Below are 13746 nucleotides of genomic sequence, written 5' to 3'. Positions count from 1 at the left end.
TCCCAATTCTAAAATACTTAAAATAAAAGTGAGACATTATGAGTAATTTCGCATTTGGAACTTACAGAATAAGTGATTTAAATCCGCAACATATAGAGAGCTTGAAAGAGGCTATTGATGCTGGAATAGCTATGATTGACACATCCTCTAATTATATGGATGGCGGTGCAGAGCGAGCAATTGCTCTTGCGTTTAGAGAGTTTGACGAAGATAAAATTAATTCTGTTGAAATAGTAAGTAAATTTGGATATATCCAAGGTTCTAATTTGTTAGCTCACAAAGAAGAACCTTTTGAAGAAGTAGTTGAGTTTAGTGAAGATTGTTTTCACTCTATATCAAAATCATTCTTGAGTCAACAACTAACATTATCTTTAAAAAGATTAGAGATGAAAACATTGGACTGCTATCTTATCCATAATCCAGAGTATTACCTATTTGATGCTATTAAAAATGGCATTAGTAAAGATGAGAGACTTGATGAGATGTATAGAAGAATAGAGCTTGCATTTGTTGGACTTGAAGAAGAGGTTAAAAATGGGCGAATTCGCTCATATGGTGTAAGTTCAAACAGTTTTTCAGTTTCGCATTCAAGCGATGAGTTTTTACCATATGAAGATTTGATAGTTTTGGCAGATAATGCAGCTGAGATTGTTGGAAATGATATTAATAGTTTTACAACAATTGAGCTGCCAATAAATATCCTTGAGCAAGAGGGATTGAAATGTGCAACATGGGCAAAGGAAAATGGGCTTAGAGTATTGGCGAATAGACCGCTTAATGCCAAAAGAGATAATCTTATGTTTCGCTTGTGTGATTATGATGAAAGCAAAGAGTATTATAATTATCTTAACGAATTGATGGAACTCAGCGATAATGGTATCCTAAGACCTTTTTATAATCTTTTAGAGCAGCTAGATGTTTCAAAACATAAGTTTGGATGGATTGGTGATTATGACTTTTTTCTTTATTCGCAAATTTTACCGCATATGAAAAAAACTTTAAATGTAATTGATGAAGAAAATCGAGATACATTGTTAAGTTTCATAGATTTATATCTTCAAGAGTATAGAAAAATGGTAGCTTACGAGTGCTCTAAAAATACTAAAAATCAGCTAAAAGAGCTATTTAAAGGGTGTGATTCATCAATGCAACAGTGTGCATTAAAGTTTTTAATCCAAAGAAAGAATATAGATTATGTTTTAGTTGGAATGAGAAAACCAACTTATGTAGATCAAATTCTTTCTTTGGAAGAATAACTTATATAATTTATTACTTGTTAAGCGATTTTGTCATATCTTACAAAATATAAAATAGAGAATTTAAAAGGATAGGAATGATTCCCTTTACAGACGAAGAGTTAATGAGCCCAGTTGAGAATGTAATAGATAAGGTTCGACCGTCATTAGCGCTTGATGGTGGGGATATAACATTTTTAACTGTGAAAAATTCTAAGGTGTACGTTCAGTTAAAAGGTGCTTGTATTGGGTGCGCAAGCAGTGGAACAACACTTAAATATGGTGTTGAGAGACAGTTAAAGATGGACATACATCCTGAGTTGATTGTTATTAATGTGCCAATTGGCATGGAAAATGAAATAGATAATTTATAAAATAAGTGAACAAATTGATGAGCATTAGTAAACATAAAATATTAAATCAGGCAAAAGATTACTTTTCCAAGAGTGATTTCAAAAATGCATTAGAGAAGTTTGCAATGGTATTGCAAAATTTTCCTAACTCTAAAGAAGCATACAATAGCGTTATACTCTCAGAGATGGCAATGAGTGGAGAGGGTGGTGCAGAAGCTCTTTTTGATTATTATGAAATATTAAAAGAAGAAGATAAAGAGCAAGCGGATGTTATTATGAGCGATATACTTCAAAATATGGATGGCTCTTTAGAAAAACTAAGTCAGGTATTTGCAGAGCCTCTTCGCGATAGACTGGAGTTTGAAGATGGAATACTTTATAAAGATTTTAAAGCTATAATTGACGAAGGTGAAAGTTTCAAAGAGACTTTTGAAAACATCATGTTTTCTACCCGTGTAATAATAACTCAAAAAGAGGATTTTGTTGATTTCTTAGATAATCTTATTGAGCATGGATTCGCAGATATGGCATTGACATATCTTGAAAATGCACTAAGCGTTTATCCTAGTGATGAGCTTCTTAGAAAATTACTCAAAAAATTAGCCAAAGGCAAAAAGATTGAGAATTGAACTTCCAAACGAAGAGTTTAAGTATATAACAGAAAACTCTTTGGAGTGCGACAAAGAGACTGCGTTTGTTTTAACAAACCAAAATGAGAAATACCTTCAAAGTGCAAAAGAGAACTCTGCACATTCAATTATAAATATTAAAGATGTTGCGAAACTTTTTGGCATAGATAAGATAAAAATTATAGGAATTACCGGAACAAACGGTAAGACAACTACAGCAAGTGCAATTTACTCATTTTTACTAGATTTAGGGTACAAAACTGCTATGCAGGGGACACGTGGCTTCTTTATGAATGATGAAGTGGCAGAGGGTAAAACTTTAACAACGCCATCAGTACTAAATACATACAAACATATATATCAAGCAGTCACTGCAGGGTGTGAGTTTTTTATAATGGAAGTAAGTTCACATGCTATTGCTCAAAAGAGGGTTGAAGGGCTGAATTTCGAGTTAAAAATACTTACAAATATTACACAAGATCATTTGGACTATCATAAAACAATCGAGGAATATACAGCTGTAAAAAATAGTTTTTTTCAAGATGAGGGCAAGAAGCTTATCAATAAAGATGAGATCAGAGCTTCATTTAATATTAAGAATGCTTTTACCTACGGTATAGAAAATCCGGCTACTTACAGACTTATGGCATACTCGCTTAATGATGCTACAAGTGGAATAATTCAACACTTTCAAGAAATTGTCCCATTTACCGCTTCTCTTCATGGTTTTTTTAATCTTTATAATCTTATGGCAGCTATTTCAGCAACACATTTGCTGACTGGTAAAAAGCTTGAAGAAGTGGCGGAAGTTGTGGATAATTTTGCAGGAGTAAGCGGCAGAATGGAGCAGGTAAGTGAACTTCCAAATGTTATAGTAGATTTTGCTCACACTCCAGATGGAATGCAACAGGTACTAAATGCCCTCAAAGAGAAAGAACTTTTAGTTGTCTTTGGTGCAGGTGGAGACAGAGATAGATCAAAAAGAGCTATGATGGGAAGAGTTGCTGCAAGTCTTGCAAAAAAAGTTTATGTGACAAGTGACAACCCAAGACATGAAGATCCAGAAGCTATTGTAAAGGATATACTAGAAGGTATAGAAGACAGAACTATAGTAACTGTAGAGCTTAACAGAAAAAAAGCAATTCAGATGGCTCTTGATGATCAAGAGGAGACACAAGTTGTTGTAATTCTCGGAAAGGGAGACGAATCATATCAGATAATATATGATGAAAAATTTCCTTTTGATGATAGAGAAGTTGTAAGAGAGCTTTTAAATTTAAAGTAAAAGCTTAAAGTTATATCAATTTATTTTAGATATAATCTCGAAAAATATTAAGGATAGTAAAATGGGTATTCCTCAACCAGCATTTTATATGTTTAAATGTGAGCAATCAGCTCCTCCGGGTATGCCAAAACCATCATGCGTTACACCTGACACACAAGATTTATTTCAGTATTTAGCACAAAAGCTGATGAAAGAGGGAATTATGGGAACTGTTCAACCTATAAGAACTTCTTGTTTGAACCGCTGCTCTTCTGGACCTGTTATGCTGGTTGAACCTGGTCACATTATGTATGCCGGCCTTACAAAAGAGATAATAGACAGAATTGTATCTGAACATATTATTGGCGGAAATATAGTAGAAGAGTTTGTAATAAGCTCAGAATTGTGGGATGCTCCAATAACTCCCGCTGATATGAAAAAACAGATGGGAATATAGGAAAATAATATGACGATAGAGATGTTATACAGTAAAATTCATCGTGCTACTGTAACCGATGCTAATCTAAACTATGTTGGCTCTATTACAATAGATGAAGAGCTTTTAGAGGCTGCGAAGATGAGAATTGGACAAAAAGTAGAAATTTTAAACGTTAACAACGGCGAAAGATTTTCTACATACATAATCTTGGGTGAGCGTGGAAAAAGAGATATTTGTTTAAACGGCGCAGCTGCAAGAAAAGTTCATAAGGGTGATAAAGTTATTATAGTTGCCTATGCAACTTATGATGAGAAAGATTTAGAGACTTATAAACCTAAAGTTGTTATTTTAGATGATAACAATAACATTGATTATGTGGCGGAAAGTATCTAAAATGAATTTTAATTCTTTCTCACCCAATGGTGTAGCTTTAGTTACTAAACAAGTCACTGACTTGTTGCTTATTTGTGAGAAATTATAATGTTCGGAAACCTTGGCGATATGGGTAAAATGCTTGAGGGTATGCAGGAAAATGCTGATAAACTTCAAGCTGAACTTGAGTCTAAAACTTTTAATGTTAAAAGTGGAGGCGGACTGGTTGATGTAACTATAAATGGCAAAGGCGAACTTATTGATATAAATATTGATGATTCACTATTATCAGACAAAATGTCACTTCAAATTTTACTTATCGGTGCAATAAACGATGCCAATAAGATGGTAGAACTAAACAAACAGAGTAGTGCTATGGGAATGTTAGGCAGTATTGGCAATATAAACCCATTTGGAGCGAAGTAGTTGCTTAGGCTTTTTATAGCTCTTAATCTTCTTCTTTTAAATTTGTTTGCATGCGATGGTGGTTTTGACTCCTGTAAGCTTAAAATTAATCATTCAAAATCAATAAAAAATCAACAACTACAAATACCTGTAGACAATAATCAACTATTAATCTTTTCAAAAAATATTCCAAATGCTAAAATCATTAAATATGACCCTTTTTTATCACTGTATCTTATAGAAGACAAAAATCAATTCAAATACCCATTTAGAATAAATAAGAATCTTACGCTTGGAACTGCCGCTGTAGACAGAACAATAGCGATAGAGGGTAAGATTTTAAAAAGCCAGATTGGATTGAACAGTTTTGCAACATACAGCGAACCTCTCTACGGTCTAGCTCTTCTTACAAACAGTTGTTGCGCTCTAGAGGGCATAGTTACTCCAGAGGGGATAATTGAAAAAGAGTATATTGAGCGTTTTTTAGAGACTAAAGAGGTCTCTTATGGAGATATTGGGATTCGAGTCCACGATGAGAAAAAAGTTGTTATTGTTAACTCTAGTAATCCGTTTATGAAAAATAATTTATTTAAAAAAGATGACTGCATATTGGAGTTTGACGGCAAAGATGTAATTGATAGTGCAACATTAATGAGAAATATTTTATTTAGCGATATCGGTTCTGTTCACACAATAAAAATTAAGCGTGAAGATAAGATACTTGTTATAAAAGCGACAACCAAAAAAAGATATGGCGGAGGTTATCTTAGTGACACATTTTTAGAATTTTTAGGTATATCGTTTGACAAGAACTTATTTATTGTAAAAATAGAGAAAAAAGCTCAACACTATGAGCTTAAAATCGGCGATAAACTTCTTCAAATAAATACGACAAAAATCAAAAAAGAACAAGATATATTAGAGATTATAGCCAATAGTGAAAAGTCGGTAAATCTTCTTTTTCAAAGAGAAGAATTTCAGTTTTTTGTGACTGTAAATTAGGTAAAATTCCATATGCAAAACTTTGAGAATTTTTTATTAAGCCACTTACCGGTATCAAAAAGTATTCATCCAACATATCAGGATGCTCTGCAAAAGATGCTTTGTGCGGGTGGAAAGAGATTTCGTCCTGCACTTTTGCTGGGTGTTGTAAACTCTTACAACTCGTTAATGCTTGATGGCGCCCGTCATGCTGCTTACGCAATAGAACTTTTACATACCTATTCGCTTATACATGATGATTTACCAGCGATGGATAACTCACCTCTTCGCAGAGGGAAACCAACTCTACATGTAGAGTTTGATGAAGTCACCGCAATACTTGTTGGAGATGCTCTAAACACCTACTCTTTTGAAGTTTTAAGCAATGCCCCTTTTTCAGACTACACTAGAGTTCAGCTTATAAGAGAGTTGGCAAGTAACGGTGGACTAAACGGGATGGTTTTAGGTCAGGCAATAGACTGTTACTTTGAAAACAAGCCCTTAAGCATAGATGATGTGAAAATTTTGCATACAAACAAAACGGCGAAACTCATTGCCGCTTCACTTAAAATGGGTGCAATTATTGTTGGAAAAGAGGATCTTGGCGAACAGCTTTATGATTTCGGAATAAAGCTTGGTCTCCTTTTTCAAATTCAAGATGATATTTTAGATGTAACACAGAGCTCACAAGAGGCTGGAAAGTTGACAAACAATGATGAAGAAAAAAACAGTTTTGTCACACTTTTGGGTCTAGATGAGGCACTAAATCAGGCTAATGATTTAGCAGGTGAGTTAACAGTTGAGTTAAACGGTTTTGATGAGAGCTTGAAAAATGAGCTCTCACCACTATTAACAAAGTATATAAACAGGCATAGATAAAGACTCTGGCTTAAAAAGTCAAGCTTTAGTCGCCTATATTAAGAAATAAAACCAAGGAAATTAAATGAGTAATGTAATGCGTCAAAAAATGGCAGATAGTATAAGATTTTTAGCGGCAGATATGGTTCAAGCGGCTAACTCAGGTCACCCAGGTGCACCAATGGGTTTGGCAGATATTGCAGTTGTTTTAAGTGAGCATTTAAACCACAATCCTAAAAACCCAAACTGGTTAAACCGTGACAGATTAGTTTTTTCTGGCGGACACGCAACAGGTCTTATTTATTCACTTTACTACCTTTGGGGATATGGCTTAGAAGTTAATGATCTAAAAAACTTTCGTCAATTAGACTCTAAAACTCCAGGGCATCCAGAGTTTGGCCATACAGCAGGTATTGAGATTACAACCGGACCGCTTGGTCAAGGTATTGCTAATGCTGTTGGTTTTTCAATGGCTTCTAAATTTGTCGGCGCTCAGGTTAACTCTGAGACTGCGGAGCTTATTGACCATAATGTTTACTGTTTATGTGGTGATGGCGATTTAGAAGAGGGTGTTAGTTATGAAGCATGTTCTATCGCTGGACACAACAAGCTTGACAATCTTATTCTTATTTATGATTCAAACCGCATTACTATTGAAGGCTCGACAGACTTAAGTATCTCTGAAAATATCCGTATGAGATTTGAGTCTCAAGGGTGGGATGTTTTAGAGTGTGATGGACATAACTTTGATGAGATTGATGCTTCAATCACTACTGCAAAATCAAATAAAAAACCAACCATAATCATAGCAAATACTGTTATCGCAAAAGGTGCCGGTAAACTTGAAGGTTCTCACCACTCTCACGGTGCGCCACTTGGTTCGGATGTAATTGAAGAGGCAAAAAAAGCTGCCGGATTTGATGCAACAAAAAGTTTTCATGTTGATGAAGATGTGATGGTAAGATTCAGATGTGCTATTGAAGATGGTGATTTACTTGAGCGTGAATGGATTCACAGACAAAAAACTCTCCCATTAATGGAACAAAATGAGGCACTTGCAGCTTTACAAAGTCCAGATTTTTCAAGAATTCAATGGCCGGCTTTTGATAAGGCTGATGCTACAAGAAACACAAATGGTAAGATTATGAACGCTATCGCAAAAGCAGTTCCAAGCTTTTTAGGCGGAAGTGCAGATTTAAGCCCATCAAACAAAACTAACCTTAATGATATGGGTGTATTTCCAAAGGGTAGAAATATTTACTTTGGTATTCGTGAACATGCAATGGCTTCAATTGTAAATGCAATGGCACTTTATGGTCCGCTTAACCCTTTTAGTGCAACATTTTTTGTATTCTCAGACTACCTCAAACCTGCAGCTAGAATTGCTGCGCTTACAGGAATCCAACAGTTCTTTATCTGGACACATGACTCTATCGGTGTTGGTGAAGATGGACCAACTCATCAGCCAATTGAACACTTAAGTCAGTTTCGTGCACTTCCAAACTTTTATGTTTGGAGACCAGCTGACGGAGCTGAGAATATTGAAGCTTGGAAGACAGCACTGGCAATGAGTAAATCTCCATCTGCGTTTGTTTGTTCTCGTCAAAATCTTTCAGTTCTTCCTACTCCGGTAAAGGGGGCTGCAACTCAAGGTGGATATCTTCTGGCAAGTGATGAAAATGCTATTATAACTCTTATGGCATCAGGCTCGGAAGTTGAACTTGCTCTTAATGTTAAAGAGGCACTAAATGCTAAAGATGTCCCTGTAAATGTTGTGTCTGTCCCTTGTTATGACCTTTTTATTGAGCAAGAAAAGTCTTACATAGACTCAATTATTAAACCTGATACAAAAAAAGTAGCAATTGAAGCGGCTCGCGGTTTAGAGTGGTATAAATTAGCAGATGAAGTTGTTTCAATGGAGAGTTTTGGTGCTTCAGCTCCAGCAGAAAAGTTATTTGAAAAATTTGGTTTTTCTGTAGATAGTATTTTAGAAAAAATCAAATAATTTTCTATCTACATGTAGAGTTATTCTACATGTAAGTGTATAGTTTAGTTTATGAAAAAACTTTTAGTTTAGAATGAGATTTTTCTCGCTGAGCTTTTTCTCTTAGGTGACGAATATATACATCTATGTTTTCATCAAGCATTAAAGCATAATCTTTTAAAAGCCCCTCTTTTAGCTCCTCTCTTTCTTTGGATAAATCTTTACCAGATAGTGATAGTTCAAATGCACTATATCTAGCTGCTGCAAATCGAAAAGCTGAACCAACCGTACCTGATTTATCTTTTTGTGAAAGTATATTTGCAAGGTCTATAAACTTATCTGCAGTTGTATAAAGCGTATCCGTGTCTACATTTTTACTCATAATATTCCCTTTTAATTGTGTCTGGTTATTTTACAATATTGTTTGTTAACTTCTTTAGTTAAATATTATAAATCATATGCAGGCTTTGTTGTGATTCTCCTGTCAACATATCCTCGACCAACAGTAAAGTGATATAAGATTTGAAAACGATTATCTTTTAATCCTAGTAAATCATGCATCGAATCATCTAAAAAGCACCCTATACCTGTCCCCGAGAGACCAATGGAAGTGGCTTCTAGATATAGTTGTTGACCAATAGCCCCGCACTCCCAGTAAAGTTCTTTATATCTATGAGCTCCATGCTCTTGTAGTTGTTGTGAAAAGTTACACAACATTCCAAGAGAAAAAGCACCATCACTTGCAATGTCTTGATTACAACTTATTGCCTTTGAAGTTGCCATAAAATCTCCACTTTCTAACATGTAAAGATTTTGTAGCTCTGTCTTTTTCCACTCAAACTTTTCATCCATCTGTTTAACTAAACTCTCTTTGTCCCTCTCATTTCTAATTAAGATATACAAACCTGATTCATAACCATCTATCCGGTTTACAAATAGAGCCAAATGAGCTGAATTTTCTTTTCCGTCTTGTGAGTGAACTACGCTTTGCAAGATTGTATGAAACTGCTCTTTTGTGATTTTGGATATGTCTTTTTGCATTACATGTACGCTTCGTCTATCTATCACTACATCTTTTGACTCTTTGGTTGGAGTTTTTTTAAAACTCTCTACATGTAGTTTTTTTTGAGCTATCTCAAACTCTTTAGTTGCTTCTTCTATTTGTGGAATTATTTCCCATTTTTGCATGCTTGGACTAAGTCTGTTTGCTATACCTTCAAAGAGTAAAGGAGTGTTCTTAATCAAACCATCTATAGATATAAAAGGCTCAACTTCTGTAGCAGATATTACAAGCAACATGTCAGGATTCTCAGATTCAAAAAATCTATCTTTTTGTCCCAAGCCTAAAAGTGTTGACATGTCGCTGTCACTTACGCTGTCAAGTCGTGTTACTTTCCATCCCAGCATCTTTGCTGAGACAACAAAAGCCTGCCATGCATGTCCGGCATCTAACTGAGTGTAGCGAAAAGCACGCTCCCCGTATTTCCACACTTCACGCCAAGATATGCTTGAGAGACCAATGAGAAAACTACCCTCAGCCAAGCCCTCCCAAAATGAACTCTTAAACTCTGCCAGTTTTTCTAAAGCATGATTTTTAGGGGCGTAGTGATATATACATGTAGAGTTGTTTTGCTCTTGTAAAAGAGGTGGCAAAATAACATATGCCTCTGTTGGATGCAAGTTTCCGCTAGAGGCGTTACATCTTACAGCCCAAGAACTACCACCTGATTCTTTATATGCAGCAATGCCCATAGAGAACTGTAAAAGCTGAGAGAGAGACTCTTTAACAAGTGGAGCAGAGGGTAACTCTTCATCAAGAAGATGGTATGGCGGAGTCGTGTTGCTAAGTGCGAGAGGGAGCTTTATTGTTTGAGCCCCTTTGTAAACTCTAAACGGGTCCGGCTGAGTGTTCCAGTCCATATACCCGAGCGAGCGGGCATAGCGGTGTTGTGCATGTTTTGTAGTTTCGTGGTACTCGTAAACTCTCTGTAGTGATTTATTCATGCACGCAGTTTAAATAAATTTATCTTAAGCTAAGCTCTAAAAAAAAGCCTGTTTTATTAAGTGTAGCTATTTTTAATATCTCACATGTTAAAAGCTAACTATGAAATTATCACAACTAAAACTTACAACACCATATATGAGTCTGGATTCTATATTTTTTGACGAGGTTGAACCGACACCGCTGAAAAACCCTTTTCTTATATCTGCATCACAAGATGCAGCAAAACTTTTAGGGATAGAAGATGATATAAGTGTAGATGAGAATCTTGTAAATATTGTAAACGGCAGCCACAAACTTGATGGCTCAAAAACTTTTTCCATGTGTTATGCTGGTCATCAGTTTGGTTACTTTGTCCCTCGTCTTGGGGATGGCAGAGCAATCAATCTGGGTAAAGTTAATGGGCAAAACTTGCAACTAAAAGGGGCAGGTCTAACTCTTTACTCTCGTCAAGGGGATGGAAGAGCCGTCCTTCGCTCAAGTATCCGTGAATACCTGATGTCAGAAGCTATGCATGGTCTTGGGATAGAGACCTCTCGTGCTTTAGCTCTTATTGGGAGCGATACCGATGTTGCACGTGAGCGATGGGAGAAGGGTGCTATTGTTCTTCGCCTTTCACCAACTTGGGTGCGTTTTGGAACTTTTGAGTATTTTAACTCAAGAGGTGAACATTCACAACTTCAAAAGTTAGCAGATTATGTCATAGATGAATCATTTTTTTATCTCAAAGGAGAAGAGGGTGTTTACCTGAAAATGTACGGCGAGATTGTGAAAAATACAGCAAAAACTGTAGCTAAGTGGCAGAGTGTGGGTTTTAACCATGGTGTTATGAACACAGACAATATGTCTATTGACGGGAGAACTATTGATTATGGTCCTTTTGCTTTTTTAGATGACTATGATGCAAACTATGTGTGTAACCATACAGATGTAGATGGCCGTTACAGTTTTAAAAACCAGCCGGGGATTGCTCACTGGAATTTACAACAGTTGGCAGTTGCTCTCTCGGCTATTGTAAATCATGAGAGTTCCCTAGAAGTACTGGAGAGTTTCGGAGAAGTTTATGAGAGAGAGTATCTGGCAATTATGTATAAAAAAATGGGGCTTTTTAACTCCTTTGAAAGTGACCTTGAACTTTTAAAGTGGATGTTGGGTGCTTTGGGAAGCTCGCCAACAGACTATACAAAGTTCTTCAGATTACTATCCAGATATGATGGAGAGAAGCAAGGCATTTTAGAACTTGCTCAGCTTCAATCACCAATAAGTGAGTGGTTAGATGCTTATGATAAACGCTTGAAAAAAGAGAGTTTGTCAAATAAGGATAGACATAAAGAGATGCTACAGGTAAACCCAAAATATATTTTAAAAAATCATATTTTGCAAGAGGCAATAGAAAAAGCGCAGAGACATGACTTTTCAATGATAGAGGAGCTACTTACGGTTGCTCAGAGTCCGTTTGAAGAGCATTTTGAACTTGAGCACCTTAGTAGGTCGGCTCCGCAGCAGGCAAAAAACCTTAAGTTGAGTTGTTCATCTTAATGTGAACACCTGTTTTAATTTGTTATTGTGCACAGTTGGGTTACAATTTGAAATAAATAAATTTAGGTTGACATATGCCAAACGCTAAAAATATTCTTGTTGCAGATCACGATATACAAATTACCGCTTTTTTACAGGAGAGGATGAAAGACAAAAGATTTCATTTTATATTGGCGACGAGTATGGAGTATATTGCCTCCTTGCTGGAGAGTGAAACTTTTTTTGCTGCAATAGTTGATTTTGAGATGAAAAATAATCTTGGCGAAAAAGTTATTGATTATGTATTAGAAAAAAATATACCGACCATTGCAACTTTTGATGAGCTAACAGATGAGCAGTACATAGAAGTAACTAACTATCCTGTTATTGATTATGTCATTAAAAATAATCTAGCAGGGAAATCTTATTTGGCAGACTTGCTTCAAGGCTTGGAGTCTTTTTATAATAGACATGTACTCATTTGTAGTAAAAATCACCTTAGTTTAACTACTAAGTCAATTACTCAAGTCTTCGTTTCACTATTGTTTCAGCCTATTATAACAAGCTCCAAAAAAGATGCCCTTGAGTTAATGCGTAATGATGAGTGTATTAAGATTATATATGTAGATGAAGATTTGAGTGACGATAGCGGATTATCACTATGCAAAGAGATTAAAAATCGTTATCCTAATCGCGACATGATTATTTTTGGCGGTACTGTAATAAACGGGGACACTAAAAGAGTAGAGAAGCTAAAGGGCGAATTCTTAAAAAGCGGAGTAACTGATTTTTTTAGTGAAACAATTGATAAAGAGAGATTTAATACCCACATTATGAGTATGATGAAAATACTTAAGCAAAAGCAGCGTCTGGATACCTATATAGAAACTGTCAATAAATATGTTTTGATATCCATCACAAATAAAAAAGGTATTATTGTTTATGCAAGTGATGCATTTTCCGAGATAAGCGGTTACTCAAAAGAGGAACTCATAGGCAGGAACCATAATATTGTCAGACACCCAGATATGGATTCAAGTCTCTATAAAGAGATGTGGGAGACAATTAAGGCAGGACATGTATGGAGTGGTGAATTAAAAAATAGAAAAAAAAGTGGAGATTTTTATTGGGTATCTGTCGCGATTGAACCGATATATGATGATTTTGGGATACTTATGGGTTATCAGTCTATCCGCTTTGATATAACAGATAAAAAAAGGGTTGAAGAGCTTTCCATTAGAGATAAACTAACGGGGGCATATAACCGTAATAAATTTGATGATGTATTAAGTTATGAATTTTCCCAAAGGGGCAGATACAAAAAAGAACTCGCAATTATTATGGTTGATTTTGATCATTTTAAAAATGTAAATGACTCTTATGGGCACCAAGCTGGAGACCATGTCCTTATTGAATCTGCAAAGATAATACAATCGTGTCTAAGGGAGAGCGACTCCTTTTGCAGGTGGGGAGGAGAAGAATTTGCCGTAATATGCCCATTTACGGATATTGAGGGTGCTGTAATATTGGCAGAAAAAATCCGTTTTGCAGTTAGCAGCTTTCATTTTATTGATATTGTTAGACAGACTGTAAGCCTGGGTGTAGCTGTTGCAAAAGAGAACGACACGATAGAAAATTTCTTAAAACGAAGTGATGATGCGCTATATATGGCTAAGCAGATGGGAAGAAATAGGGTGATGAGTTAA

Annotated in this window: 14 protein-coding genes; 12 read left to right on the top strand and 2 right to left on the bottom strand. The window is 35.7% G+C overall.

Annotation, left to right across the window (positions count from 1 at the left end; all coding sequences use genetic code 11):
- The first annotated feature begins 38 nt into the window (after nt 1-38).
- The 10 genes from HUE88_RS11590 to tkt all read left to right on the top strand — a co-directional run bounded on the left by HUE88_RS11590 (nt 39) and on the right by tkt (nt 8541).
- A complete protein-coding gene (locus tag HUE88_RS11590) occupies nt 39-1256 on the top strand; it encodes an aldo/keto reductase (RefSeq protein ID WP_194369203.1) in 1218 nt (405 codons plus the stop codon).
- A 77-nt stretch (nt 1257-1333) separates the two neighbouring features.
- A complete protein-coding gene (locus tag HUE88_RS11585) occupies nt 1334-1609 on the top strand; it encodes a NifU family protein (RefSeq protein WP_194369201.1) in 276 nt (91 codons plus the stop codon).
- Nucleotides 1610-1626: 17 nt separating this feature from the next.
- Nucleotides 1627-2217, top strand: a complete 591-nt coding sequence (locus HUE88_RS11580) for a hypothetical protein (RefSeq protein WP_229860079.1) — start codon at nt 1627-1629, stop codon at nt 2215-2217.
- Nucleotides 2207-3502, top strand: coding sequence for a UDP-N-acetylmuramoyl-L-alanyl-D-glutamate--2,6-diaminopimelate ligase (locus tag HUE88_RS11575; protein ID WP_194369197.1), 1296 nt, complete (start codon nt 2207-2209; stop codon nt 3500-3502). The genes HUE88_RS11580 and HUE88_RS11575 overlap by 11 nt, the downstream gene beginning before the upstream one ends.
- Before the next feature lie 61 nt (nt 3503-3563).
- Nucleotides 3564-3938 carry a (2Fe-2S) ferredoxin domain-containing protein gene (locus HUE88_RS11570; protein ID WP_194369195.1) on the top strand — a complete coding sequence of 125 codons (375 nt, stop codon included), beginning with the start codon at nt 3564-3566 and terminating at the stop codon, nt 3936-3938.
- A 9-nt stretch (nt 3939-3947) separates the two neighbouring features.
- Nucleotides 3948-4313 (top strand): aspartate 1-decarboxylase, encoded by a 366-nt coding sequence (gene panD, locus HUE88_RS11565; RefSeq protein ID WP_194369193.1) that lies wholly within the window; start codon nt 3948-3950, stop codon nt 4311-4313.
- Between the two features lie 87 nt (nt 4314-4400).
- A complete protein-coding gene (locus HUE88_RS11560) occupies nt 4401-4718 on the top strand; it encodes a YbaB/EbfC family nucleoid-associated protein (protein WP_194369191.1) in 318 nt (105 codons plus the stop codon).
- Nucleotides 4719-5699, top strand: coding sequence for a DUF7488 domain-containing protein (locus HUE88_RS11555; RefSeq protein WP_194369189.1), 981 nt, complete (start codon nt 4719-4721; stop codon nt 5697-5699).
- A 12-nt stretch (nt 5700-5711) separates the two neighbouring features.
- On the top strand, nt 5712-6557 hold the full coding sequence (locus HUE88_RS11550) for a polyprenyl synthetase family protein (RefSeq protein WP_194369187.1): 846 nt from the start codon (nt 5712-5714) through the stop codon (nt 6555-6557).
- Between the two features lie 64 nt (nt 6558-6621).
- Nucleotides 6622-8541, top strand: a complete 1920-nt coding sequence (tkt, locus tag HUE88_RS11545; RefSeq protein ID WP_194369185.1) for a transketolase — start codon at nt 6622-6624, stop codon at nt 8539-8541.
- Nucleotides 8542-8590: 49 nt separating this feature from the next.
- Here the strand turns inward: tkt and HUE88_RS11540 are convergent, their stop codons facing one another.
- Together HUE88_RS11540 and HUE88_RS11535 are read right to left on the bottom strand one after the other, a co-directional pair.
- Nucleotides 8591-8902 carry a DUF3144 domain-containing protein gene (locus HUE88_RS11540; RefSeq protein WP_194369183.1) on the bottom strand — a complete coding sequence of 104 codons (312 nt, stop codon included), beginning with the start codon at nt 8900-8902 and terminating at the stop codon, nt 8591-8593.
- 65 nt (nt 8903-8967) lie between these two features.
- A complete protein-coding gene (locus HUE88_RS11535) occupies nt 8968-10524 on the bottom strand; it encodes a SagB/ThcOx family dehydrogenase (protein WP_194369181.1) in 1557 nt (518 codons plus the stop codon).
- Between the two features lie 100 nt (nt 10525-10624).
- On the opposite strand from HUE88_RS11535, the gene HUE88_RS11530 reads away from it, so the two are divergent.
- A complete protein-coding gene (locus HUE88_RS11530) occupies nt 10625-12061 on the top strand; it encodes a protein adenylyltransferase SelO (RefSeq protein ID WP_194369179.1) in 1437 nt (478 codons plus the stop codon).
- Nucleotides 12062-12135: 74 nt separating this feature from the next.
- The gene (locus HUE88_RS11525) at nt 12136-13746 is read left to right on the top strand and encodes a GGDEF domain-containing response regulator (protein ID WP_194369177.1); all 1611 of its coding nucleotides are present in this window, start codon (nt 12136-12138) and stop codon (nt 13744-13746) included.

The sequence above is a fragment of the Candidatus Sulfurimonas baltica genome (genome assembly GCF_015265455.1).
In the GTDB taxonomy this organism is placed as follows: Bacteria; Campylobacterota; Campylobacteria; order Campylobacterales; family Sulfurimonadaceae; genus Sulfurimonas; species Sulfurimonas baltica.
The sequence above is the reverse complement of the archived record's forward strand: the minus strand, read 5'-3'. Positions and strand labels throughout refer to the sequence as shown.

What these genes read in the sequence shown, in the direction of transcription:
- tkt (WP_194369185.1), top strand. Translation starts at nt 6,622, where the DNA reads ATGAGTAATGTAATGCGTCAAAAAATGGCAGATAGTATAAGATTTTTA.
- HUE88_RS11530 (WP_194369179.1), top strand. Translation starts at nt 10,625, where the DNA reads ATGAAATTATCACAACTAAAACTTACAACACCATATATGAGTCTGGAT.
- HUE88_RS11585 (WP_194369201.1), top strand. Translation starts at nt 1,334, where the DNA reads ATGATTCCCTTTACAGACGAAGAGTTAATGAGCCCAGTTGAGAATGTA.
- panD (WP_194369193.1), top strand. Translation starts at nt 3,948, where the DNA reads ATGACGATAGAGATGTTATACAGTAAAATTCATCGTGCTACTGTAACC.
- HUE88_RS11590 (WP_194369203.1), top strand. Translation starts at nt 39, where the DNA reads ATGAGTAATTTCGCATTTGGAACTTACAGAATAAGTGATTTAAATCCG.
- HUE88_RS11525 (WP_194369177.1), top strand. Translation starts at nt 12,136, where the DNA reads ATGCCAAACGCTAAAAATATTCTTGTTGCAGATCACGATATACAAATT.
- HUE88_RS11560 (WP_194369191.1), top strand. Translation starts at nt 4,401, where the DNA reads ATGTTCGGAAACCTTGGCGATATGGGTAAAATGCTTGAGGGTATGCAG.
- HUE88_RS11535 (WP_194369181.1), bottom strand. Translation starts at nt 10,524, where the DNA reads ATGAATAAATCACTACAGAGAGTTTACGAGTACCACGAAACTACAAAA.
- HUE88_RS11570 (WP_194369195.1), top strand. Translation starts at nt 3,564, where the DNA reads ATGGGTATTCCTCAACCAGCATTTTATATGTTTAAATGTGAGCAATCA.
- HUE88_RS11580 (WP_229860079.1), top strand. Translation starts at nt 1,627, where the DNA reads ATGAGCATTAGTAAACATAAAATATTAAATCAGGCAAAAGATTACTTT.
- HUE88_RS11550 (WP_194369187.1), top strand. Translation starts at nt 5,712, where the DNA reads ATGCAAAACTTTGAGAATTTTTTATTAAGCCACTTACCGGTATCAAAA.
- HUE88_RS11540 (WP_194369183.1), bottom strand. Translation starts at nt 8,902, where the DNA reads ATGAGTAAAAATGTAGACACGGATACGCTTTATACAACTGCAGATAAG.